Source organism: Paractinoplanes rishiriensis (genome assembly GCF_016862375.1).
GTDB lineage: Bacteria > Actinomycetota > Actinomycetes > Mycobacteriales > Micromonosporaceae > Actinoplanes > Actinoplanes rishiriensis.
In genome coordinates this window covers 28491-50879 of sequence record NZ_BOMV01000049.1, presented here as the reverse complement: position 1 = coordinate 50879, position 22389 = coordinate 28491, and the positions used below count along the sequence as shown (strand labels likewise).

The window sequence follows — 22389 nt, the reverse complement described above, 5'->3', positions numbered from 1 at the left end:
CTTTAAGGTTTGAGCGGGTCAACGCGGAACCCGCCGCGGCCTCGGCTTAGACCGGAAATGAGAACACCAAGACATCCGCATCGACAAAGTCGACCATGTCGCTTACGGTGCTCGGGTGATCACGCTGACCGATCGGCTGTCGCCCCTCTGGAACAGAGTTAAGGCACGGTACGCGCGGTGGGAGCAACGGTGCGTGGCCCGGTTCGCTCACTGGCCGGTCGGCCGGCGTTGGGTGACGTTCGTTCTCCTGCCGACCCTAGTTCTCTGCTGCGGTGGCACGGTGGTCGGAGTTCCGACGGTGTGGGTGCTGCGGGAGACGGTCGAGGCGAGCAGGGGTGCACCCGCGCCGGACGCGGCTGCCAGCGAGTACTTAATGGCGCTGGGCTACAACAACGATGAGGGTCTGCTGGCGATCCTGGACAACGACCGCCAGGACGAACTGTTGGCGGGATGGCGCGCCTATCGCAAGGCCATGGACACCACCGACCCGCCACCGGCACGACTGGACTTCGCAGGCTTGACCGTGGGCCCGGTAGATGACGATCAGGCCGAGGTGACCACGGACGTTTCCGCGACCTGGTGGCACACCGAGGGCCGGGCGCAGTTCTACAAGAGTGAGGCGCACACCTGGCGATTCAAGACCCGGGAGGATAACGGCTGGCAAGTGGTCGCTGTCCAGGCGCCCGTCTGGTGCGGCGGGTACGTGCGGCTCGATGCCTGCGAACAGGGCTGAACTCCCCCGCACAGTGACTCTGAGCGTGATTGACGGACCTGCTCCCCGGGACTTCCGCTTGTAGTTGAGGTTCGTCGTGTCATGCCTCGCAAACGCAAACGCACGCGCCGGACCGCAGGGCTGCCCCACGCGTAGACGAGGGTAAATTCCTGGTCGTGTCAGAGACAAACCGCAGGTCAGGCTCATTGCCGGAGCTGTCGAGGTGCGGGATGGCCACTGTAGTGAAGGACGCCGAGTTCGAGACCCTCCTCGCGCAGCGGCTGCTCCTGAGTCCGCCGTTGCGTCACGTTCACTGTGAACTCGTGGTTGGCCACGAGGACAGTCATGTCGCTTTCGTGTTGGCGGCAGAATACGGCGAGCGATGGTGGTGGGTGAGATGGGATAGCACCCGTCACGAGGTCCTTGCACTCGGTGTGTGCCCCTACACGGAGCCTCAGGAACACGACGACTGCTTGTTGCCGGTGGGCCATGTCGGCACGCACGGGTTTCAGCTTGTGGTTACTTGATGCGAGGAGCGTCTGCGCCCGCCGGCCGAACCACAGCTGCGGTCGGTGAAGACGTGGTACTGCGGACAGACTGTCGTCGCTGATGTTGTGGTCGGGACCGCCGCGACGACTGGCGTCCCCAACGCGGTTCAAAGCGCCCGATCCGCCATAGCCCCGGCTTACTCAGTTCCGGGCCAGCCAGCCGCTAACGCAATCCGCCGCACGGCCTCATCTTTGGTAAACCGGCCGAGCATGATGCCGGGGTCGCCGTTCTTCTTGCCTCGGACGTAGGCGTTCCATTGGTCGCCGATGCTGGCGTGAATCCATCCGATGAAGATGCCGTTCCACTCGACGGCCAGGCCGCCGAGGTCATTGCGGCTGAGGGTGATCCCCTTCGGGAAAAACTCGCGTGACACGTTTGGGCCTTTCTCGGTGAGCTGAGTACGATCCTTGGTCTCTGCTTGTACAAGGTTGTCCTTGGACGTACAAGTTTGTAGATATGGGTTTCCGGTCAATGACGTTCGTTTAGGTTCGGGGCGTGATTGAGTCGGATGGACCGGTGCCGCCATACCTCCAACTCGTCGAGATCCTCGCCGAGCGGATCGAGCGTGGCGACTGGCAGCCAAACCGGCCTATTCCAAGCGAGTTGCAGCTAGTTCAAGAATTCGGCATTGCGCGGGGAACAGTGCGCCGTGCGGTTGCCGTTCTCCGCGAGCGCGGCCTGGTCTTCACGGTGCCGCAGCGGGGTACGTTCGTGGCGCCGTCATCCGCCGCGTCCACCGAGTGACTCTTGTTCTTCGCAACTCCTGACGAGCAGCTCGGCGATCGATCCCATGCTCGTGATCACCACGTCGGCGCCCGCTTGCCGGAAGGGGTTGGCCTTTTGTGGCCGGTTGGCGTAGGCGATGACGTGGACTCCGGCGGCCCGGCCGCCCTCGATGTCAGACAGCGAGTCGCCGACGAGAACGCTTCGTTCCGGCGGGACGCCGAGCAGGCGGACGGCCCGCGAGATCGGCTCAGGGTTGGGCTTCATACGGTCCGGATCGGCATACGCGCGGCCGATCACCGGAGCCACATGCCCGGCGAGCCGGTGCTCGGTTAGGTAGGCGGTCACTGCGCCGGCCGAATTGTTGCTGACAACCGCGACCGGTAGCCCCGCCTGTCGAGCGGCCACGATGACCTCCCGGCCGTACGGCGTGGGCGCCGCACTGGCCACGGCCTGAAGCTCTGCCTCGCAGAGGGCATCCTCAACCGATCGCGTGACCGCGTGGTCGCAGGCTGATCCGGTCCACCGCAGCACTTCCAGCGGATCCGTCTCGCTGGTCAGGTACGGGGGCAGGTCGACACCGTGGCGGTACAGAAGCTCCACCAGTTCAGCCGCCACATCGCGCGCCGGGTATCCGGCGAAGATTCCGCACACGGGGCCGTCGAAGTCGAGCAAGACGGCGTCTACCTCGGCGAACAGCCGATCGAGGTCGGTGGTCATCGGTCGTACCGGTAGGCGATCGTCGACCACATCGAGTCGAACCATTGGCGGGACGCTTCGACGAACTGGGTGCCGTGGGAGGCGTCGTCGTCGGTCACGGCGTAGTGGAACAGCGGCACGTCTTTGCCCATCAGGTCGTAGATCGCCATCGGCTCGCCTTTGATCGCCACCGTGCGCTCTACGACGGGGTAGAAGCCGTAGAAGACTTCTTCGTTGTTGAGGATGTAGAGCTTGAACAGCGGTGATGCACGGTGCATGCGGACCTCGACGGTGGCGGACCGGATCAGGCCGAGGTCGCCCAGCTCGGCGACCTGGTCGATGATCGCGTCTGCTGCGCGGCGGGTGATCCGTTCGGCCCGTTCCCGCACGGCGGGATCGTCGGACTGGGTTTCGGCGCGGGCGGGCAGCGCGACGGGTGTGGTCATGTCGGAGATCAGCACGCGTACGGCGATGCTCTCCGGGGCGAGGCGGCCGACGCGGACTTTGTCGAGTGCTTCGGCGATCGCATCCCGCAGCGTTTCGCCGGAGAAGCCGGCGAAGTCGATGGAGACGTGCGGGCGTTCGAACGCGGCTTCGATGTGCGGGCGTAGCTCGACCGCCCGTTGGGTTTGGGCGCGGACGAACGCGCCGCTGCCCTGGCGGGTCACGATCAGCCGTTCGGAGCGCAGCACTTCGAGCGCGCGTTTCACGGTTTCCCGGGCGACGCCGTAGCGGGCCACGAGATCGGGCTGCGACGGAAGCTTGTCGCCCGGCTGTAGCCGGCGGGTGAGGATCGCCGCGCGGAGTTTGTTGGCGATCTGCTGCGACGCCTGCTTCGGGTCGTCTGGATCAAGTTGTCCCAGGTAGTCAAGGTCTTCAGTCACCCGACCACCATACATCTGACTAGCCAAGCCGGAAAGGCTTCCGATTTAGGGGTTGACTTGACTAGCCAGGGCGCCCTACGTTGATCTCAGATCGCATGGCTAGCCAAGCGGTCCAAGCCGGTCGGTAGGGCGGGAACGGCGGCACCTGGTTGCCGTACGCCATGACACCACCGTGTCCGGTCGCTTTTTGAGAACTGAATGCAGTGGGCCGCGCCTCCCCGTAGCGCAGATCTTGCGCCGAAAAGGTCGCCACGCACGGCTCAGGTCCGTGCACCCCATTCCTGTTTCCGCTGGTCGAGGCGGCATCCCGCATTGGTGCGCTGGTGCCGCGTCGACCTCGTTCCCGGAGGAAATCCCGTGAGCAAGCTTCACCGCATCACCGAAGAACCGACGGCGGCCGAGCTGGACGCGATCGAAGCCGAGTGGCCCCTGATCGCCGCTGAGCTGGACGTGTTGGACGCCGAGATTCACCTGATCAACGCCGCCGACCACGGCGGCCCGACTGACTTGGACTGGCGCCGCCTGCGTCGGGCCGAGGCCCGAGTTACCCGCGTTGCCGTCGAGTTGGCGGCGCGTCCCGCCGTTCGCAAGGCGGTGGCCTGATGCGCAAGCCTTCCGTTTCCGGTCGTGGTTGGGCCTACATCGGTGCCGCCCTCGGTGGCTCGGTGTCGATTGCTGCGAACGTGGCTCACTCGTACGTGCCGCCGGTCGGAGCTGCGGCCGGTTGGACGCCGCAGCCGGGCGCTGTGGTCGGTGCGATCTTTTGGCCGCTCGCCTTGTTCGTGGCCACGGAGATCCTGGCCCGGGTGGCGTGGCCGTCCGGTCGCGGATGGACGGCCTTGCGTTTCGGTGGTCTGCTGCCGGTCGCTCTGGTCGCCGCGTTCGTGTCGTACAAGCACCTCGCCGGACTGCTGGCCTTCTACGGCGAGGACTCGCTGACCGCGATGCTCGGCCCGCTGGCCGTTGACGGCCTGATGGTCATGGCAACCGGCGCGCTGCTGGCGACCGGCCGCCGCGCCACCGACACCGCCGCGGACGTGGCGCCGGTCGTCACTCAGGCAGTCATCGATGCGGGGCCTGATCGTGAACAGCTCGCACCGGAGCCGCCCGCCGCGCCTGCGGCAGAGCCGGTTGCACCGGTCACGAAGCCGCCGGTCAAGCGCGTCACGCCGCGTCCCGCGTCGGCAGCCAAGGTCGCCAAAGCGGCCGCGAAGATGCCCGGCGCGTCGGCCGCCGCGATCGCTGAGAAAGCCGGTGTCTCACCCTCGACCGCGCGTCGCCACCTCGCCGCGCTACGCGCCACCGACGCGTCACCGATCGCACCGGTAGCTGCGCAAACCCCGGACCTCATTGCTGCCTAGCTCCGCCCGGCGGCACAGCCCCAAGCCTCGCAAGCAAGCGCTGTGCCGCCGGTCCCTCCGCGAGTCCGCTAACCCACAGGAGAGAACCTGATGGTCCCGCAAACCCCACCGCCTGACGACCACAACTTTGACTGGACAGCCGCCGAGGCCGACGTCAAGAACGTCGTTGACCTGGACAAGGCCCGCACCACCCGGCGCACCGAGTCGGGAGACACCCACTTCGAGGTGACCCTCGACGAGACGCCCGAGCGAGGCGGGATGCCGGTGGAGGCGCCGCCGTCCGGGGCAGCCGGTCGGGTGCCGATCGTGCCGGTCGGCTGGTCAACCTGGCCGAACATCAAGCACAGCATCCGGCAGACCCTCGCCGTGTTCGGCTACCGGTGCGGCTTCCACGCGCTGCGCTCGCCGAAGTACGCGATCCTCGCCGCGTTCTGGGCTCTGGTCGGAGCGTTCCGGCTGGCCGGTCGGCAAATCAAGTGGTGGTGGGTCACCGAGCAGTACTCGCTACGGCAAGCCACCGCCGACGCCAACGATCCCGCGATGTGGCTCAAGCTGCACCGGGAGGTCAAAGCCACCCGCACGTGGCGGTTCATCGTCCTGACCACCGAGGCCCTGGTCATCGCCGTCGGCGGCCCGATCCTCTACGCGACCGCGCCGTGGTGGGCACTCGCCCTAATCCTTGTCGGTGTGGTGGCGTTCCTGGCCCACTACGGCCGCCCGGACGACCGGCCAATCATCACCCCCGCCACCGTCGCGGGACGGTTCCGGCGGGTCAACCCGGACATCATCCTCCGCGCGTACTACGCGGCCGGTCTGGGGCATCCGGACAAGCCGCACCAGCAGATCAGCTTCGGCTCGACCATGGCCCGCGACCCCTCCGGCACCGGTTCCCAGGTGTCGATCGATCTGCCGTACGGCAAAACGTTCGACGAGGCCGTCAAGGCCCGCGGCGCTATCGCGTCCGGCTTGGATGTGGCGATCTCGCAGGTGTTCATCACGCGGGACTTCAGCAGCCATCGGCGGCACACGTTGTGGGTGGCTGACCGGGATCCGCTGTCACAGGGGGCCGGCCGAACGCCGCTGCTGCGGTGCAAGCCCACCGATATTTGGCAGCCTGCCCCGTTCGGCTTGGACGAACGCGGCAACAAGGTCGAGATCCTGCTCATGTGGATCTCCATCATGATCGCTGCGCAACCTCGGCAGGGTAAGACGTTCGCGGCCCGGCTGCTGGGCCTGTACGCGGCGCTCGACCCGTACGTGAAGATCACCGTGTTCGACGGTGGCGGCAAACCCGACTGGCGCAAGTTCGCCCTGGTCGCCGACCGGTGCGCGTTCGGGTTGGCGATGACCCGCGACGGCGACCCGGCAGAGATCGTGCTGGAGGCGTTGCGGGAGATCAAAGCCGACGTGCAGGACCGCTACGAGCGGCTCTCGAAGCTACCCGTGGACGTCTGTCCGGAGGGCAAGCTGACCAGGGAGATCGCCCGGGACCCGAAATACAAGATGCCCGTGCGGATTGTGCTGCTGGACGAGTTCCAGGAGTACTTCGACCTCGGCGACACCTCCAAGGAGATCGCGAGCCTGTTGGTCTACCTGGTCAAGGTCGCCCCGGCGGCCGGGGTGATCTTCGTCGACGCCACCCAGCGCCCCTCGGGCGTCGGTGGCGGGCAGGTGGCCTCCCAGTTCATCAGCTTCCGCGACAACCACCAGGTGCGCTTCTCCCTGCGCACCGGATCGTGGCAGGTCTCCGATCTGGTACTCGGTTCGGGTGCCTACTCCGAGGGACACGACAGCTCCACGCTGCTGCCGTCCTACAAGGGCGTCGGCATCCTGCGCGGCGCCTCGGACGCCACCCCCACCGTCCGCACCTACCTCGCCGACGCCGACGACGCCGAGAAGATCCTGATCGAGGCTCGCAAGCTCCGCGAAGCCGCGGGGACCCTGACCGGAATGGCGGCCGGGGAGGACGTCGCCAGGGCCGCCCGGGACGTGCTCGCCGACGTGCGCAGCGTGATCGAGCGCGGCGAGACCGGCGCCCAGTGGGAAGAGATCGCTACCCGCCTCGCCGGCCGTCTGCCGGAGGCGTACGCGGACACCACGGCCGAGGCGATCTCGGCCCAGGTCCGGGCGTTCGGTGTACGCAGCGTTGACATCAAGCGGGCCGGGAAGGCGCTCAAGGGCGCCAAGACCGACGACATCGACGCCGCGATCACCCGGCGCAAAGCCGCCTGACGGTCGCGGCACTCCCGCGACCGGTCGCGTTCACGCGACTCGACCCGCGACCGGCCTGGTCAGGCCATACATCGGCCGGTCGCGGGTCGCCCCAACCCCAGCTCAAGCCGCAATCCTTGCCCTTGGAGGCTTTCCGTGGCCACCCTCGCCGCGACCGCAACCCAACAGACCACCCTGATCGGCGCTCTCGTTCTCGCTGCCTTGATCGCCACGCTGTGTTACGGCATCGGCTGCTGGATCTGGCCCTTCGGCGCCTGCCGCAAGTGTCACGGCAGCGGCAAACGCCGCTCCCCGTTCGGCCGCGCGTTCGGGCTGTGCCGCCGCTGCCACGGCGACGGCCGCCGGCTACGGATCGGCCGCCGGATCATCAACTCGCTGCGGGAGCTGCAAGACAAGGGCACCCGCTGATGGCCCGCACCATCGTCCGCATCCAGCGGGCCGAGACACCACACACCACCTGGTGCGCCCGCGACCACCGCTGCGGCGGAGTCGACGTGCACCGGTCGCCGGACATCACCGCCGACGACATCGGCGGCCGGGCCTGGCTCACCCGTGTCCGCGCGGGCGATGTCGAGTACATCGAGATCCGCGCCCGGATTCCCTTGCACAGCAACGACAACGTTGCCCGCTGGCAGCTCGCTACCGCGCTGTGCCTGATGCGCGAACTGCTCGCCGAGGTCGCACCACGGCTGGCCCGGCTCGCGGGCCGCGACCAGCAACGCGGGATCAGCCGCCGCGCTGCCTGAACCGTTTACCGATTTGAGAGGAGTCGCGATCGTGGCTCAAGCCCGGTACGACCTGGCCGCCGAGCAGGCCGTCATCGGTGCCGCCCTGCTCGCTCCCGCCCTGATGGCCGACCTCGCCGCGACGCTGGCCCCGGCCGATTTCGGGCGCCCGGCACACGTCGTGTTGTGGGAGGCGATGTGCGGGATGCATGCGGCCGGTATCCCCTCCGACCCGATCACCGTGACCGCCCACCTCGCCGAGTGCGGGATTATCGGCAAGGTGGGCGGCGCGGCGTACCTGCACACGCTGACGGCCGACGTTCCTACCGCCGCCCACGCCGCACATTACGCGGGCATCGTCGCCGACCTGGCGAAACGGCGCAAGGTCGCCGACCTCGGCAGCCAGCTCTCCCACCTCGCTACCTCGGTCACCGACGCCGCCGACATGCTCGCGGCCGGGCGGGCGCTACTCGACGACGCCGAGGTACCCGGCGGCTGGTCGCCGCTGATACCCCTCGGGCGAGGGCGGCACCTCCCGGCGTTCCCCGCCGACATGCTGCCCGGATGGCTGGGCGACCAGGTGCGGGCGGTCGCCGAGTTCACCCAAACCCCGCTCGACCTCGCCGCAAGCCTCGCCCTGGCCTGCCTGTCCACCGCAGCCGGCGGCCGGGCCGAGGTCGAGGTACGCGGATCGTGGCGGGAACCGACCAACCTCTACACCGTTGTGGTGTTGCCGCCCGGCTCCCGCAAATCGGCGGTGTTCGCGGCGATGGTCGGCCCGATCCTGGCCGCCGAAAAGGCCCTGATCGAGCGCACCGCACCCGCGATCATCGAAGCGGACCTCGCTGCGAAGGTCGCGACCAAACAGGCCGAGAAAGCCGCGTTAGCTGCGGCGAACGGGGACGGTCCCGGTCGCGACACCCTGATCGCCGAAGCGACCGCCGCCGCGATGAACGCCGAAGCGATCACCGTTCCGGCCAAACCCCGGCTGGTCGCCGACGACATCACCAGCGAAACCGCCGCGTCGCTGCTCGCCGAGCAGGGCGGCCGATTGGCGGTTCTCTCACCCGAGGGTGGGATCTTCGCGACCATCGCGGGCCGCTACTCCGGAACCCCGAACCTGGAGGTGTTCCTCAAAGGCCACGCGGGTGACCTCATGCGCGTCGACCGGCGCTCCCGCGAAGCGGAACACGTCGACAAACCCGCGCTGACCATGGGCCTTGCCGTGCAACCCGAAATCCTGCGCGACATCGCAGGCATGCCCGGCTTCCGAGGACTCGGCCTGCTGGCCCGGATCCTGTTCGCCGTTCCGGAGAACACCGTGGGACGGCGAAAGATCGGCGCCGACCCGATCCCCACCCAGGTCGCGGCGGACTACCACGCCCACCTGCACGCCCTGGTCCTCGCGCTCGCCGAGTGGACCGATCCAGCCGTGCTGGTCCTGACCCCGGATGCCAACGATGTCGTCCTCGAGATCGAACGGCAGGTGGAACCGAGGCTGGCGCCGGGCGGTGCGTGGTCACACATCGTCGATTGGGGGTCGAAGTACACCGGGGCCGTGGTGCGGATCGCCGGACTGATCCACCTCGCCGAGAACCTGCACGACGGGTGGGGCAAGCCGGTCGACGCCGACACCGTGCACCGGGCCGCACAGATTGGGGAGTACTACGCGGCTCACGCCCTGGGCGCGTTCGACGACATGGGCGCCGACACCGCCGTTCGCAACGCCCGAACCCTGCTCGCCTGGATCGAACGCACCGGCATGACCGCGTTCACCAAACGCGAGGCATTCCGGGCCGTCCAATCCACCCAGTTCAAAACCATGGCCGACCTCGACCCAGCGTTGGCAGTCCTGGAAGCCCACGGCTACCTCCGCCAACTCGACCCGCCCCCACCGAAACGGGCCGGGGGCCGGCCGCCCTCACCGAGCTACCTCACCAATCCCGAAGTACACCGACCCGCCGCGACCGTGCACCCGCTCGCCGCGCGCCGCGCCTCATAACCGGCCTGACAGAACTGACAGAACTGACACAACCCCCATCCGACCCAGGTTCTGTCAGTTCTGTCAGTTCTGTCAGCCGCCCATCCGTGACCGGGCCGCCGTCCGGGCGCGCCGACCCCGACACGCTGAGAACCCCCACACACATCGGTGCATCCCTTCATCCCAATCACCACGAGATCTTGGCTCAACGCAGCTCTCAGCGGGCCGCGCTGCGCCCTTCTAGGCCATCACCCCCGCACCCCTGCCCAGAGGTTCCCGACCCGGGAACGGTCCTCAGCGGGCCGCTGGACGGGACGCACCCCCCTCGCCGCATTCGACCTACGGGGAGATAAATCGTCATGGCTACCGACGCCACGCCTCTTGTTCTCACCGTCGAGCAGGCTGCCAACCGCCTCGGCATCGGCAGAACGCTTATGTACGCACTCGTCACAAGTGGAGAAATCGAATCCGTCACCATCGGCCGACTCCGCCGCATTCCCGCCGAGTGCGTAACCGAATACGTCAACCGTCTCCGTGAGCAGAACACCCAACTACCGGCCGCCGCCTGAAAGGAACCACGATGTCCCGCAAGCCTAACGGCGCATCCAGCATCTACCAGGGCAGTGACGGATCGTGGCACGGTCGGGTCACTGTCGGCATTCGCGACGATGGCAAGCCGGATCGGCGCCATGTCCGAGGCAAGACCGAGGCTATCGTTACCCGCAAGGTTCGTGAGCTAGAGCGAGATCGCGACAAAGGGACCGTCCGCAGGGCTGGCGAGAACTGGACGGTCGAGAAGTGGCTAACGCATTGGCTGGAGAACATCGCGATCCCGAATGTCCGCGAGAACACGGCAGCAGGCTATCGCGTCGCGGTTAGGGTTCATCTCATTCCCGGCCTTGGCGCCCATCGCTTGGAAAAACTCACCGTGGAACACGTCGAAAAGTTGACGCGCAAGATGCAAGAAAACGGCAGCAAGCCAGCGACAGCACACCAAGCCCTACGGACGCTGCGTACCGCGCTCAACGCGGCTGTCCGTCGCGAATACCTCACGAAGAATCCAGCGAGCCTCGCCAAGCCGCCGCAGATCGGCGATGAAGAAGTGGAGCCGTATTCGATCGAGGAGGTTCAGCGTCTCCTCGTCGCCGCTGCTGAAGAGACTCGCAATGGCGCACGTTGGGCTGTCGCCCTGGCCCTTGGACTGCGGCAAGGCGAGGCACTTGGGCTCAAGTGGGAAGACGTCGATCTGGACAAGGGCACGCTGATAGTTCGTCGATCCCGGCTACGCCCACGGTGGCGACACGGATGCGCCAAGCCGTGCGGTCGGAAGATGGGCGGACATTGCCCTGATCGGGAACCCCTGCGCACCGCTACGGCCGACACGAAGTCCCGAGCCGGCCGCCGCCGCATCGGGCTTCCCGACCAGCTTGTGTCGCTGCTGCGGCAGCACCAGCGCGCGCAAGATGCCGACCGAATCAAGGCCGCACAGTTGTGGATTGAGGGCGGATGGGTGTTCACGACACCGACCGGCGGCCCGCTGAATCCTCGGACGGATTACACCAAGTGGAAAAGCCTGCTCAAGACAGCCGGATTGCGTGACGGACGACTGCACGACGCGCGGCACACCGCCGCGACCGTGCTGCTCGTCCTGGAGGTCGCTCAGCGGGCCGTGATGGGCATCATGGGGTGGTCGGACGCGAGCATGGCTAAGCGCTACCAGCACATCACCGAACCGGTGCGGAGGGACGTTGCCGAGCGGGTAGGCGGTCTGCTCTGGCAGGCGCCCGACTCGGCCGACAAGCCGGACGACGGTCCGGCAGGGGTACCCGTCGCGGCATAACTGAGACCAAAACTGAGACCACACACAAGAAGGCCCGGTGACTCGCTGAGAGTCACCGGGCCTTCTTGCTGCTCAGAGCGGTGGTGAAGGGATTTGAACCCTTGGAGGGCGTAAACCCTCACACGCTTTCGAGGCGTGCTCCTTAGGCCGCTCGGACACACCACCGCGAAGTAGATTACCGGACGCTCCGGCGCGCTCGCCGCCGGGTCACCCGTTGCCGAGCTCGGGCCGGGCGAACGTCGCTGACCTGGCAGGATCGGCGGCATGACGACGCGAGCAGAGGAGCACCAAGGATGAGCGTGCATATCGGCGCGCAGCCGGGCGACATCGCCGAGCGGGTTCTGCTCCCCGGCGACCCGATGCGGGCCAAGTGGATCGCCGAGACGTTCCTACAGGACGCCAAGTGCTACACCCAGGTCCGCGGGATGCTCGGCTTCACCGGCACCTACCAGGGCGTTCGGGTCTCGGTGCAGGGTTCGGGCATGGGCATGCCGTCGGCCTCGATCTACACCCACGAACTGATCAACGAGTACGGCGTGCGGTCCCTGATCCGGATCGGCTCCTGCGGGGCGCTCGCGATGGACCTCCAGCTGGGCGACGTGATCGCGGCGATCGGCTCGGCCACCGACTCGAACATGAACCGCACCCGCTTCGACGGCCTGGTGGACTACGCGCCGGTGGCCGATTTCGGTCTGCTGCGCACGGCCGCCGAGGTCGCCGAGCGGCACGGCACGGCGCTGCGGGTGGGCCCCATCCTGGCCGCCGACGCGTTCTACACCGACCGGCCCGACCTCTACGACACGCTGGCCGACTACGGCGTGCTGGCGGTCGAGATGGAGTCCGCGGCGATCTACACGATCGCGGCGCGGTACCGGGCCCGGGCGCTGACCATCCTCACCGTCAGTGACCACCTCAAGACCGGCGACAAGATGGACTCGGCCCAGCGTGAGCAGGGCTTCAGCGCGATGGTGCGGATCGGCCTGGACACCGCGATCGCCGGCGCGGCCTGATCCCGCGGCCGCGGCACCGGCTCAATGGCGGCGCCGCGGCCGCCGCCATTATTTGCAGTCAGCGAAAGAAATCTCGCACCAGCGCGGCGCACTCCGCCTCGAGGACCGACGAGTAAACCGCCGGCCGATGATTCAACCGGCGGTCCCGCACCACGTCCCACAGCGAGCCGACCGCGCCGGTCTTGGGCTCCCAGGCGCCGAACACCAGCGTCGACACCCGGGCCAGCACCAAAGCACCGGCGCACATCGTGCACGGCTCCAGGGTCACCACCAGCGTGCAACCCTCGAGCCGCCAGCTGCCGGCCAGCACCGAGGCCCGGCGCAGCGCCAGGATCTCGGCGTGCGCGGTCGGGTCGCCGGTGGCCTCCCGCTCGTTGCCGGCCGCGGCCAGCTCCTGCCCCTGCGGGTCGTAGAGCACCGCGCCGACCGGCACGTCCTCGGGAAACGCCGACGCCACCTCGATGGCGCGGCGCATCCACTCCTCGTGCTGCGGCGAGGCCCTCACGCCTCGCGCAACTCTTCCACCTCGTCACCGCACCCGATCCGCTGGCAGATCTCGGCGGTCACGTCGGACGGCAGCATGCCCTCCCGGCCGCACAGGCCGAGCAGCTTGTGCGCGTTGATGCCGAGGTCGCCCAGCAGTTCGGCGTCGCCCACCGGGTCGGCGTCGGGATCGGCCGCCGGGCGGTCGGTCTCGTCGTCGTCACCACCAGCGGTCAGATCGTCGATCTCCAGGGCCGGTGCCTCGACCTCGCCGAGCAGCACCGAGCCGATCCGGGACTCCTCGGCGAACGCCGAATCGGACCCGAACACCCGCAGGTCCTCACCCTCGTCCAGGCGCAGCACCGCGAGGTACTGGTCGTCGCTCTCGACGAACAGCAACGCCAGGTCGGCGTCTGGTTCGACGTCACGCAGTGCGTCGACCACCTCGTCGATGTCGGCGAGCGCGGACAGGTCCAGCTCGGACGCCGTCCACCCGTTCTTTCCCCGTGCGGCGGCGGCAGCGAAAGTCGACAAGATTTCCCCCCACGCGACTTTTGTCTTCAGCGAGTGACGGTAGCGGGAAGAACGGCGGGCGCGGCGCGCCACGCCCCTAACGGGGACGTAAGTCAGTTAGCCAGGCGACGGCGCGTGGCGATGAGCTCGCGGAGGCGGGCTCCACGGAGCCGGGCCGGACGGGCGGTCTCCCGGGCCGATTTGGCATCGGCGAGAGCCGCCAGCAACTCCAGACGGCGACGGCGTCGATCGGGGTCGAGCCGTGGCGGTGAGGGGGCCATGGTGCCGAGGTTGCCGACCGCCACGGGGGTTCGTCAAGCCCGGAATTCCGGCCTGTGCGCACCGCTACGAGAAGGGCACATCCGGTCGCCGACAATGCCGGCAAAATCGGACAATCACCACAGCGGCCAGTCGTACGTGGTGATCCATCTGGCACCCACGAAACCGACCGCGATCGATAGGCCGAGCCCGCTGGCGAGCGCAATGCCCACCGCCACACCGCGGTCGCCGATCAGGGTCAGCACGAGCGCCACGGCCCAGGCCGTGACCGCCGCCACAATGGTCCACCAGGCGTAGCCCGCGAGGCCCTCGGCCAGGCTGCCGAAGAGCCCGAACCAGAGCAGCGTGCAGCCCAGTCCGGACAGGACCGGCGCGGCCGCGATCGGGTGCGGCTCGCGATAGACCGGGCGCGGCGGCATGCCCGGGAACAGGCCGGACGGCGGCCGGGTGACCGGCATCGGCACCGCCGCGGAGGCCGCCGACGACGGCACCGGCGGCGCGGACACCGGCCAGGGCTCGTGTCGTTCGGTCACGGCCGCAACCTCCATCCCTCGATCAACCCTGCCCTGCCAGCCTAACCAGCACGGGACGGCGGGACCGGGCGACTTCTGCCAGGATGGCTCGGTGCGCGTGCTTCGAACCCTTGCCGGCCTGTCCGTCTCGGCCATCTTCCTGGCCGCCTGCGGAGGCAACCCCGGCGGCACCTCGGCGGCCGCCACCCCGCAGTTCGTGGCCCCCTCGGAGGTCTCCGCGGATCTGCCGGACGAGTCCCTGAGCGCGGCCCCACCGACGTCCGCCTCGCCGTCGGCGTCGCCCTCCGTGTCGCCGAGCAAGTCGGCCACACCGTCGCCGTCCGCCTCGAAGAAGCCGGCCACCAACGTCAAGTACGTGTTCCCGGTCAAGGCGTCGAACGTCGACTACCACCCGACCCACTCGAAGTACCCGGCCACCGACATCTTCGCCGACTGCGGCGAGCCGGTGGTGGCCACCACGAGCGGTGTGGTGCTGGAGGTCAGTTTCAAGGACACGTACGTCGAGGGCGCGCCGGACGGCCCGGCCAACGGCGGCCTGTCGGTGTCCATCGGCGGCGACGACGGCGTCCGCTACTACGGCTCACACCTGAGCAAGGTGCAGTCCGGCATCAAGGCCGGTGTCCGGGTCACCGCCGGCCAGCGTCTCGGCCTGGTGGGCAAGACCGGTAACTCGAGCGGCGTCTGCCACCTGCACTACGGCATCTCCCCGCCGTGCGCCAAGACCGGCGACTGGAAGGTGCGCCGCGGCGTGGTCTGGCCGGCCACCTTCCTCGATTCGTGGCGGTCCGGCGGCAAGAAGAGCCCGGTTGCCACCGTCGCCGCCTGGAAGCGGTCGCACAACTGCAGTGCCTAGCAATGGGGTCCGCCTCCCGGATCGAGTCGGCGGCGCGGCGTGGTCCCAGACGCCGGCGCCCATCGATCCGAGAGACGGACGTTAATGGCACGGGGCCGCACCCTCGCCCAAGAGATGCGACCCCGTACCGCCGGGAGAAAAGTCTCAGCTGAACTGGGCGAAGCGCTTCTGGGTGCGACCGTCCACCACGGTGAATGCGCCACCCATCGCGACCGTGCCGAGTTCCGGGTTGCTGGCCAGGGCGAGGACGCCCTCCACCCCGTTCGCGTCGGCCCGCCACTCCAGCAGGTGCCCGTCGGACACCGCGAGCGCGGCCAGCTTGACCCGGTCGTCGGCGCCGTCCACGCAGGAGCCCTGGCTGCCGGTGCGGGCGGTGGAGCAGGCGCGGTCGAAGTGCCCGCCGGCGTACACGGTGTCGCCCAGCACGGTCACCGCCTGCGCGTTGCCGTCGAAAGTGGCCGACCAGCGCAGTTGACCGCCGACGGTGTACGCGCTGACCCGTCCGCCCTTGCCGCCGTGCGCCGAATAGACGCTGTCGGCGGTCACCGCGAGCGCGTACGTGATCACCGGCGGCCGGGGTTTGAAGCCGGGCACCAGAGCGGCCGTCGCCGGATCGAGCGCGACCAGCCGGTCGTACCCCCCAATGTTGTTGACCTTGTGGAATTTGCCGCCGACGTAGACCCGCCCGCCGCCGGCCGCGATCGTCTCGACCTGGTCGTCGACGGTCGGCGTCCAGCGGGTGTCGAGCGCGCCGGTGGTCAGGTTGAACGACGCGAGCCGGCCGCGGGCCTTCCCGTTGACCGCGGTGATCGCGCCGCCGACGTAGAGCCGGTTCCCGGCCGCCGCGATCGCGTACGGGCGGCCGCTGATCGTGTGCTTGAAGGTGCTGGACACCGCGCCGCTGGTGGCGTCCACCCGGGCCAGGCTGTCCCGCTTCTGCCCGCCGACGGTGCCGAAGTCCCCGGCCAGGTAGATCGAACCGCCGGCCGCCACCAGTGACTTGACCCGCCCGTCGGCCATCGGCGCCCAGGACAGCAGGTTGCCGGTGCGGGCGTCGATCGCGGCGAGGCGCCCGCGGCTGACCTGCTTGCCCCGGACGATCGCGGCGGTGAAGTCGCCACCGAGGTAGGCGACGTTCCCGACGTAGGCGACGGTCAGGACGGTGCCGTTGAAGCTGGGCATGCCGTCGGTCATCTTGGCCTGGGCGGGCCCGGCGACGGCGAGCGCAAGGGTGGCCGCGGCCAGTCCCGTGCTGAGTGTTTTCCCCCGGTAAGTCACATGATCACCGTATTGCCGGGATGGCTCGATCAACTAGGCGCAAAACGGTCATAAACGGCTGATGGGACGGCGGATGCTCTGCTGCCCGAACGGCTGATCTTGGCGCCTGTGCGAGAGTTCCGGCATGAACGTGGCGATCGTCGGGCTCGGGCTCATCGGCGGATCCGTGCTGCAGGCGCTGGCGGTGGCCGGGCATCCGGTCACCGGGTACGACGCCGACCCGGCCACCCGCGATCTGGCCCGGGCCGGCGGCTGGCCGGTCGCCGACTCGGTTCCGGCCGCCGTCGCCGGCGCCGACCTGGTGGTGCTCGCCGTGCCGCTGCCCGCCCTGCCCACGGTGCTCGATGACCTGGCCGGCTACGACGGCCTGGTCACCGACGTGACCTCGGTGAAGGGCCCGGTCCACGACCTGGCCGCCAAGCACGGCCTGCGCCGGTTCGTCGGCGGGCATCCGATGGCCGGCAAGGAGACGTCCGGGTTCGCGGCGGCCGAGGCCGGGTTGTTCGCCGGCTGCGCGTGGGTGCTCTGCCTGGAACCGGACGAGACCGACCTGGCCGACTGGCTGCGGCTGGCCCGGCTCTGCACCGCCCTGGGCGCCCGGGTCGTGCCGGTCACCGCGGCCGAACACGACCGGGCGGTGGCCCAGATCAGCCACGTTCCGCACCTGCTCGCCGCCGCGCTCGCCTCGACGCTCACCGAAAACCCGCTGGCCGCCACGCTGGCCGCGGGCTCGTTCCGGGACGGCACCCGGGTGGCCGCGACCCGCGCCGAGCTGATCGCCGCGATGTGCGGCGGCAATGCGGCCGCGGTACGCAGCGTCCTGTCCGCTGTGCTCGGCGACCTCGAGGCGATGCGGGTGAAGCTGGGCCTGGACGACCCGACCGGCGCCTTGATCCCGGTGCTTCGCCCGGCGGTCGACGCCCGTCGTCAATGGCCGCCGCGCCCCGGACCGAGCGATGAGACACCGGCCGAGGTCGGGGAGCTGCTGGCGCTCGGCCGGGATGGTGGCTGGATCACCGCGGTCGCCGAAAACGGCGCGACAGTCTCGTCATTGCGGCCAGAAAGTGGCCGCAATGGCTCCTAGCGTTAGGTGCATCGCCACTCGCGTCTAAGGAGTCATCAGATGCCCGCTCAGGTCGGCCCCATCGCCAACGAGCAGGAGGGCCTGCTCGCCTACCTCGCCCAGATGCGGTACGGGATCCGCCTCACCGCGTACGGCCTCACCGACGAGCAGTTGCGGGCCGCACCGAGCGCCAGCGAACTCAGCGTCGGCGGCCTCATCAAGCACTGCGCGTCGACCGAGGAGGGCTGGATCGCGCTGATCCGCAACGAACCGCAGGATGTCGACTACGAGCGGTACGCGGAGAACTTCCGGCTGCTCGACGGCGAGACCATCGAGGACGTGTTCGCCCACTACGACCGGGTCGCCGAGCAGACCGAGAAGACCATCACCGAACTCGGCAACCTCGATGCGCTGGTCGAGATCGACCACTCGGTGCCGTGGAACCGCAAGGACATGACGCACTGGTCGGTCCGCTGGATCCTGCTGCACCTCATCCAGGAGACCGCGCGGCACGCCGGGCACGCCGACATCGTCCGCGAGACGGTCGACGGCGCCACCCAGTACCCGCTGCTGGCCGCCGCCGAGGGCTGGCCCGAGACGCCCTGGCTCAAGCCCTGGAGCAAGGCCTAGGGTCTAGGGCCGGTCACCGCGGTCGAGGCGGATCACCCGGCGGTCGGTGACGATCGCGGTGACCAGGTCGTGCGGCGTGATGTCGAACGCCGGGTTGGCCGCCGCCGACCACGCGGTGATCTCGGCGGCGCCGCGGTCCTCGATCGGCACCGCGGCGCCGTCCGGGGTTTCCAGGTCCACTGTCGACTCCGGCGCGACCACCACGAACGGCAGGCCGGCCCGGCGGGCGCCGAGCGCGTGCGCGTACGTGCCGATCTTGTTGACCACATCGCCGTTCGCGCAGATCCGGTCGGCGCCCAGGACGACGCCGTCCACCTCGCCGCGGGCCATCAGGAACGGTCCAGCCGAGTCGACCGCGACCCGGTGCTCGATGCCCCAGCGGGACAGCTCCCACGAGGTGAGGCGGGCGCCCTGGAGCAGCGGCCGGGTCTCGCTCGCGATCACCCCGCCCAGCACGTGGCGCTCGTGCAACTCGCGGACCACGCCGAGCGCGGTGCCCAGCACCACCGCGGCCAGGCCGCCGGTGTTGCAGTGGGTCAGCAGCCGCGGGCGGGCGCCGCACAGCTCGACCAGCAGGTCGGCACCGCGGGCCGCCATCGCCTCGGACGCCGCGACCTCCTCGTCGCGGATCGCGCAGGCCTCGGCCAGCACCGCGTCGGCGCCCCGGGGCAGCAGCGCCGCGGCCCGCCGGGCGCCCCGGGCCAGATTCACCGCGGTGGGCCGGGCGTGCTCGATCCGGTCGACCGCGGTGGCCAACTCGTCCGGGTCGCCGGCGTGCAAGCGGGCCGCCAGGGCCACCCCGAAGGCACCCGCCACACCGAGTGCGGGCGCCCCGCGTACGGCCAAAGATTGAATGGCCGCAATCAGCCCGGGCACCGTTTCCAGGCGCAAGATCCGCAGCTCACCCGGCAGCGCCGTCTGATCGATGATTTCGACGGCACCGTCCACCCAGTCGATCGTCCGCACCGCGCGAGCCTAACCTTCGTAGTCTTGCCGCATGGCATCTCGTGATCCGGTCGCCGACCTCCGCAGCATCGCCTTCCTGCTGGAACGCGCGAACGAAGCGACCTATCGGGTCAAGGCGTTCCGCTCGGCCGCCGCGACGGTTGCCGCGCTGCCGGCCGACGAGCTCAGCACCCGGGCCGCGGCCGGCACGCTGAGCGAGCTGACCGGCGTCGGCGACGTCACCGCCCGGTGCATCGCCGAGTCGCTGGCCGGCGAGGAACCGGTCTATCTGCGCCGGCTCACCAGCACCGAGGGCACCGACCTGCCGGCCGCGGCCCAGGACCTGCGGGACGCGCTGCGCGGCGACTGCCACAGCCACTCGGATCAGTCCGACGGCGGCTCGCCGATCGAGGAGATGGCCCTGGCCGCCGCCGAGCTGGGCCACGAGTATCTGGTGATCACCGACCACTCGCCCCGGCTCACCGTCGCCAACGGGCTGTCGCCGGCCCGGCTGCGCCGCCAGCTCGACCAGGTGGCCCGGCTCAACGACGCGCTGCCGGACGGCTTCCGCATCCTCACCGGCATCGAGGTCGACATCCTCGACGACGGCTCGCTCGACCAGGAGGACGAGCTGCTGGCCCGGCTCGACGTGGTGGTCGGCTCGGTGCACAGCAAGCTGCGCGACGAGTCGCCCCGGATGACCAAGCGGATGCTGGCCGCGATCGCCAACCCGCACCTGGACATCCTCGGCCACATGACCGGGCGCAAGGTCGCCGCGGCCGGTGCCGGCGACAAGGGCCACCGGGCCGGGCGCACCCGGCCGCCGAGCAGCTTCGACCTGGACAAGGTGATCGAGGCCGTGCTCGCACACGGCAAGGCCATCGAGATCAACTCACGGCCGGACCGGCTTGACCCGCCCAAGCGGATGCTCACCGTCGCGGTGGAGGCCGGCTGCCTGTTCAGCATCGACACCGATGCGCACGCGCCGGGCCAGCTGGACTGGCTGCACTTCGGCTGCGAGCGGGCCGCCCTGTGCGGGGTGCCGGCCGAGCGGGTGGTCAACACCTGGAGCATGGAACGCCTGCTGGAGTGGACCGCCGGGCACATGTGAAATCCCGTAGGGTCGGGCCGTGGGAAGAATTGATGACCTCGCTGACCGTTACGTGGCGGACTGGGCCGCCCTCAGCCCGACCGGCGCGACCTATGTCGGTATCGCCGGATTCGACGACAAGACCGATGACCTCTCCCCCGAGGGCTTCGACGCTCAGGCCGAGCTGGTTCGGCGCGCCATCAACGACCTCGACGTCACCGAGCCCGAGCACGAGTCCGAGCAGGTGGCCAAGGACGCCATGATCGAGCGGCTCGGGCTCGAGCTGGCCACCTACGACGCCGGCTACACCAAGAGCGCGGTCAGCGTCATCACCAGCGGGCTGCACGGCCTGCGCGGCGTCTTCGACGTGATGGCCACCGAGGGCGAGGAGGCGGTGGCTAACATCGCGGCCCGCCTGAACGCGTTCCCGCGGGCCATCGAGCAGTACCAGCGGACCCTGCGCGAGGAGGCCGACGCCGGCCGGGTGAGCGCACGGGCCCAGTTAGTGGCCGTGGCCGAGCAGTGCGACGCCTGGACCGACCCGGGCCGCGACGACTTCTTCCCCGGCCTGGTCCGCCGCCTGGAGGCGAGCGGCGCGCTGGCCGCCGACCTGGAGCGGGGTGCCGCCGCCGCGGCCGCGGCCACCGCCGGGTTCGGTGCCTTCCTGCGCGACGAGCTGGCGCCACGCGGCCGCGACAAGGAGGCCGCCGGTCCGGACCGCTACGAGCTGGCCTCGCAATACTTCCTCGGCGCCAAGGTCGACCTCAACGAGACATACCTCTGGGGGTTCGCCGAACTGGCCCGCCTGGAGGGCGAGATGGCAACGGTCTCGGCGGCGATCGCCGGCGCCGGCGCCTCGGTGGACGAGGCGGTCGCGGTGCTGGACGCCGACCCGGCCCGGCGCATCCCCGGCAAGGAGGCGTTCCGCGACTGGATGCAGGCCCTCGCCGACAAGGCGATCGCCGAGCTGAACGGCACCCACTTCGACATCGCGCCGCCGGTTCGCAAGATCGAGTGCTGTCTCACCCCGACCAGCGACGGCGGCATCTACTACACCGGCCCGAGCGAGGACTTCAGCCGGCCCGGCCGGATGTGGTGGGCGGTGCCGGAGGGCGTCTCGGCGTTCTCCACCTGGCGCGAGGTCACCACCGTCTATCACGAGGGTGTCCCCGGCCATCACCTCCAGGTGAGCCAGACGCTGCTCCAGGCCGACAAGCTCAACCGGTGGCAGCGCCTGCTCTGCTGGTGCTCGGGCCACGGCGAGGGCTGGGCCCTGTACGCGGAGCGACTGATGGACGAGCTGGGTTACCTGGAGGATCCGGGCGACCGGCTCGGCATGCTCGACGGCCAGGCCCTGCGTGCGGCCCGGGTGATCGTCGACATCGGCATGCATCTCGAGCTGGAAATCCCCCGGGACAACCCGTTCGGCTTCCACCCGGGGGCACGGTGGACACCGGAACTCGGCTGGGAGTTCCTGCGCGGGCACACCCGGATGGCCGAGGAGGTGCTGCGGTTCGAGTGGAAGCGGTACCTCGGCTGGCCCGGTCAGGCCCCGTCCTACAAGGTCGGCGAGCGGATCTGGATGCAGGCCCGCGAAGAGACCAAACAGCGCAAAGGCGCGGATTTTGACCTGAAGGCCTTCCACCGCGATGCCCTCAATCTGGGCTCGCTCGGGCTCGACCCGCTGCGCAAGGCGCTGGCTCGGATCTGACAATCCGGACCTTTCTCCTTTTCCACAAAAGAGAAAGGTCCGTTTTGTACGCCGGCTGGTGCTACTAAACGCCACCATGCAATCGCATGACTACTGAGCGTTAATACGTGTGGCGAACCATAATCGTTATCTATTGTGAATCTTGTATCTTTTGGTGCGGGCTGACTACCGCTAGCATCTCCGCCGTGGCTTTCCGCGTTCTCCGGTCCCGGTCCGCCGTGGCACATCCGGGCTCTGAGCGTGCGTTACAGCCGCCGCGACGCGCTGCCGTATCCCCCGATCAGCCGAACAAATT

Annotated in this window: 24 protein-coding genes and 1 tRNA gene; 16 read left to right on the top strand and 9 right to left on the bottom strand. The window is 69.1% G+C overall.

Annotation, left to right across the window (positions count from 1 at the left end; all coding sequences use genetic code 11):
- The first annotated feature begins 115 nt into the window (after positions 1-115).
- Positions 116-733 (top strand): hypothetical protein, encoded by a 618-nt coding sequence (locus Ari01nite_RS20755; RefSeq protein WP_239162885.1) that lies wholly within the window; start codon positions 116-118, stop codon positions 731-733.
- Between the two features lie 664 nt (positions 734-1397).
- Here the strand turns inward: Ari01nite_RS20755 and Ari01nite_RS20750 are convergent.
- Positions 1398-1634 (bottom strand): hypothetical protein, encoded by a 237-nt coding sequence (locus Ari01nite_RS20750; RefSeq protein ID WP_203782932.1) that lies wholly within the window; start codon positions 1632-1634, stop codon positions 1398-1400.
- A 122-nt stretch (positions 1635-1756) separates the two neighbouring features.
- Here Ari01nite_RS20750 and Ari01nite_RS20745 point away from each other — a divergent pair, with 122 nt between their 5' ends.
- The gene (locus Ari01nite_RS20745; protein ID WP_203782931.1) at positions 1757-2005 is read left to right on the top strand and encodes a GntR family transcriptional regulator; all 249 of its coding nucleotides are present in this window, start codon (positions 1757-1759) and stop codon (positions 2003-2005) included.
- On the opposite strand, the gene Ari01nite_RS20740 is transcribed toward Ari01nite_RS20745, so the two are convergent.
- Together Ari01nite_RS20740 and Ari01nite_RS20735 are read right to left on the bottom strand one after the other, a co-directional pair.
- Positions 1982-2704, bottom strand: a complete 723-nt coding sequence (locus Ari01nite_RS20740) for an HAD family hydrolase (protein ID WP_203782930.1) — start codon at positions 2702-2704, stop codon at positions 1982-1984. The two genes, Ari01nite_RS20745 and Ari01nite_RS20740, sit on opposite strands and share 24 nt — an antisense overlap.
- On the bottom strand, positions 2701-3567 hold the full coding sequence (locus Ari01nite_RS20735) for a winged helix-turn-helix domain-containing protein (protein ID WP_203782929.1): 867 nt from the start codon (positions 3565-3567) through the stop codon (positions 2701-2703). Before Ari01nite_RS20735 ends, Ari01nite_RS20740 begins: the two co-directional genes overlap by 4 nt.
- A 357-nt stretch (positions 3568-3924) precedes the next feature.
- Between Ari01nite_RS20735 and Ari01nite_RS20730 the strand changes: the two genes are divergently transcribed.
- The 8 genes from Ari01nite_RS20730 to Ari01nite_RS20695 all read left to right on the top strand — a co-directional run bounded on the left by Ari01nite_RS20730 (position 3925) and on the right by Ari01nite_RS20695 (position 11706).
- Positions 3925-4170 (top strand): DUF6284 family protein, encoded by a 246-nt coding sequence (locus Ari01nite_RS20730; protein WP_239162884.1) that lies wholly within the window; start codon positions 3925-3927, stop codon positions 4168-4170.
- Positions 4170-4928 (top strand): DUF2637 domain-containing protein, encoded by a 759-nt coding sequence (locus Ari01nite_RS20725; protein ID WP_203782928.1) that lies wholly within the window; start codon positions 4170-4172, stop codon positions 4926-4928. Before Ari01nite_RS20730 ends, Ari01nite_RS20725 begins: the two co-directional genes overlap by 1 nt.
- Positions 4929-5018: 90 nt before the next feature.
- Positions 5019-7160, top strand: coding sequence for a cell division protein FtsK (locus tag Ari01nite_RS20720; RefSeq protein WP_203782927.1), 2142 nt, complete (start codon positions 5019-5021; stop codon positions 7158-7160).
- Positions 7161-7295: 135 nt separating this feature from the next.
- A complete protein-coding gene (locus tag Ari01nite_RS20715; RefSeq protein WP_203782926.1) occupies positions 7296-7568 on the top strand; it encodes a hypothetical protein in 273 nt (90 codons plus the stop codon).
- Entirely contained in the window at positions 7568-7906 is a 339-nt protein-coding gene (locus tag Ari01nite_RS20710; RefSeq protein WP_203782925.1) for a hypothetical protein, read from the top strand. The genes Ari01nite_RS20715 and Ari01nite_RS20710 overlap by 1 nt, the downstream gene beginning before the upstream one ends.
- A gap of 28 nt (positions 7907-7934) precedes the next feature.
- Complete coding sequence (locus Ari01nite_RS20705) at positions 7935-9887, top strand: DUF3987 domain-containing protein (protein WP_203782940.1); 1953 nt, start codon at positions 7935-7937, stop codon at positions 9885-9887.
- 338 nt (positions 9888-10225) lie between these two features.
- A complete protein-coding gene (locus Ari01nite_RS20700) occupies positions 10226-10435 on the top strand; it encodes a helix-turn-helix domain-containing protein (protein ID WP_203782924.1) in 210 nt (69 codons plus the stop codon).
- An 11-nt stretch (positions 10436-10446) separates the two neighbouring features.
- The gene (locus tag Ari01nite_RS20695; RefSeq protein WP_203782923.1) at positions 10447-11706 is read left to right on the top strand and encodes a tyrosine-type recombinase/integrase; all 1260 of its coding nucleotides are present in this window, start codon (positions 10447-10449) and stop codon (positions 11704-11706) included.
- Positions 11707-11784: 78 nt separating this feature from the next.
- Here the strand turns inward: Ari01nite_RS20695 and Ari01nite_RS20690 are convergent.
- Positions 11785-11871: transfer RNA gene (locus Ari01nite_RS20690), tRNA-Ser, on the bottom strand.
- 128 nt (positions 11872-11999) lie between these two features.
- Here Ari01nite_RS20690 and deoD point away from each other — a divergent pair.
- Positions 12000-12716, top strand: a complete 717-nt coding sequence (gene deoD, locus Ari01nite_RS20685; protein WP_203782922.1) for a purine-nucleoside phosphorylase — start codon at positions 12000-12002, stop codon at positions 12714-12716.
- 58 nt (positions 12717-12774) lie between these two features.
- On the opposite strand, the gene Ari01nite_RS20680 is transcribed toward deoD, so the two are convergent.
- The 3 genes from Ari01nite_RS20680 to Ari01nite_RS20670 all read right to left on the bottom strand — a co-directional run bounded on the left by Ari01nite_RS20680 (position 12775) and on the right by Ari01nite_RS20670 (position 14524).
- Positions 12775-13221: a nucleoside deaminase gene (locus Ari01nite_RS20680; protein ID WP_275410859.1), complete on the bottom strand. Its 447-nt coding sequence runs from the start codon at positions 13219-13221 to the stop codon at positions 12775-12777.
- On the bottom strand, positions 13218-13733 hold the full coding sequence (locus Ari01nite_RS20675) for a tRNA adenosine deaminase-associated protein (RefSeq protein WP_203782921.1): 516 nt from the start codon (positions 13731-13733) through the stop codon (positions 13218-13220). Before Ari01nite_RS20675 ends, Ari01nite_RS20680 begins: the two co-directional genes overlap by 4 nt.
- Positions 13734-14107: 374 nt before the next feature.
- Positions 14108-14524, bottom strand: coding sequence for a hypothetical protein (locus tag Ari01nite_RS20670; protein WP_438872204.1), 417 nt, complete (start codon positions 14522-14524; stop codon positions 14108-14110).
- A gap of 91 nt (positions 14525-14615) precedes the next feature.
- Here Ari01nite_RS20670 and Ari01nite_RS20665 point away from each other — a divergent pair, with 91 nt between their 5' ends.
- Entirely contained in the window at positions 14616-15377 is a 762-nt protein-coding gene (locus tag Ari01nite_RS20665; protein ID WP_239162883.1) for a M23 family metallopeptidase, read from the top strand.
- 144 nt (positions 15378-15521) lie between these two features.
- Here Ari01nite_RS20665 and Ari01nite_RS20660 read toward each other — a convergent pair whose 3' ends face one another.
- Positions 15522-16655 (bottom strand): NHL repeat-containing protein, encoded by a 1134-nt coding sequence (locus tag Ari01nite_RS20660; protein ID WP_239162882.1) that lies wholly within the window; start codon positions 16653-16655, stop codon positions 15522-15524.
- A gap of 124 nt (positions 16656-16779) precedes the next feature.
- Here Ari01nite_RS20660 and Ari01nite_RS20655 point away from each other — a divergent pair, with 124 nt between their 5' ends.
- The gene (locus Ari01nite_RS20655) at positions 16780-17739 is read left to right on the top strand and encodes a prephenate dehydrogenase (protein WP_203782918.1); all 960 of its coding nucleotides are present in this window, start codon (positions 16780-16782) and stop codon (positions 17737-17739) included.
- 39 nt (positions 17740-17778) lie between these two features.
- Positions 17779-18348, top strand: coding sequence for a DinB family protein (locus Ari01nite_RS20650; protein ID WP_203782917.1), 570 nt, complete (start codon positions 17779-17781; stop codon positions 18346-18348).
- Positions 18349-18351: 3 nt separating this feature from the next.
- On the opposite strand, the gene mtnA is transcribed toward Ari01nite_RS20650, so the two are convergent.
- Entirely contained in the window at positions 18352-19314 is a 963-nt protein-coding gene (mtnA, locus tag Ari01nite_RS20645) for an S-methyl-5-thioribose-1-phosphate isomerase (protein WP_203782916.1), read from the bottom strand.
- A gap of 31 nt (positions 19315-19345) precedes the next feature.
- Between mtnA and Ari01nite_RS20640 the strand changes: the two genes are divergently transcribed.
- Both Ari01nite_RS20640 and Ari01nite_RS20635 read left to right on the top strand, forming a co-directional pair.
- Positions 19346-20404, top strand: coding sequence for a PHP domain-containing protein (locus tag Ari01nite_RS20640; RefSeq protein ID WP_203782915.1), 1059 nt, complete (start codon positions 19346-19348; stop codon positions 20402-20404).
- A 19-nt stretch (positions 20405-20423) separates the two neighbouring features.
- Entirely contained in the window at positions 20424-22094 is a 1671-nt protein-coding gene (locus Ari01nite_RS20635) for a DUF885 domain-containing protein (protein WP_203782914.1), read from the top strand.
- Positions 22095-22389: the final 295 nt, after the last annotated feature.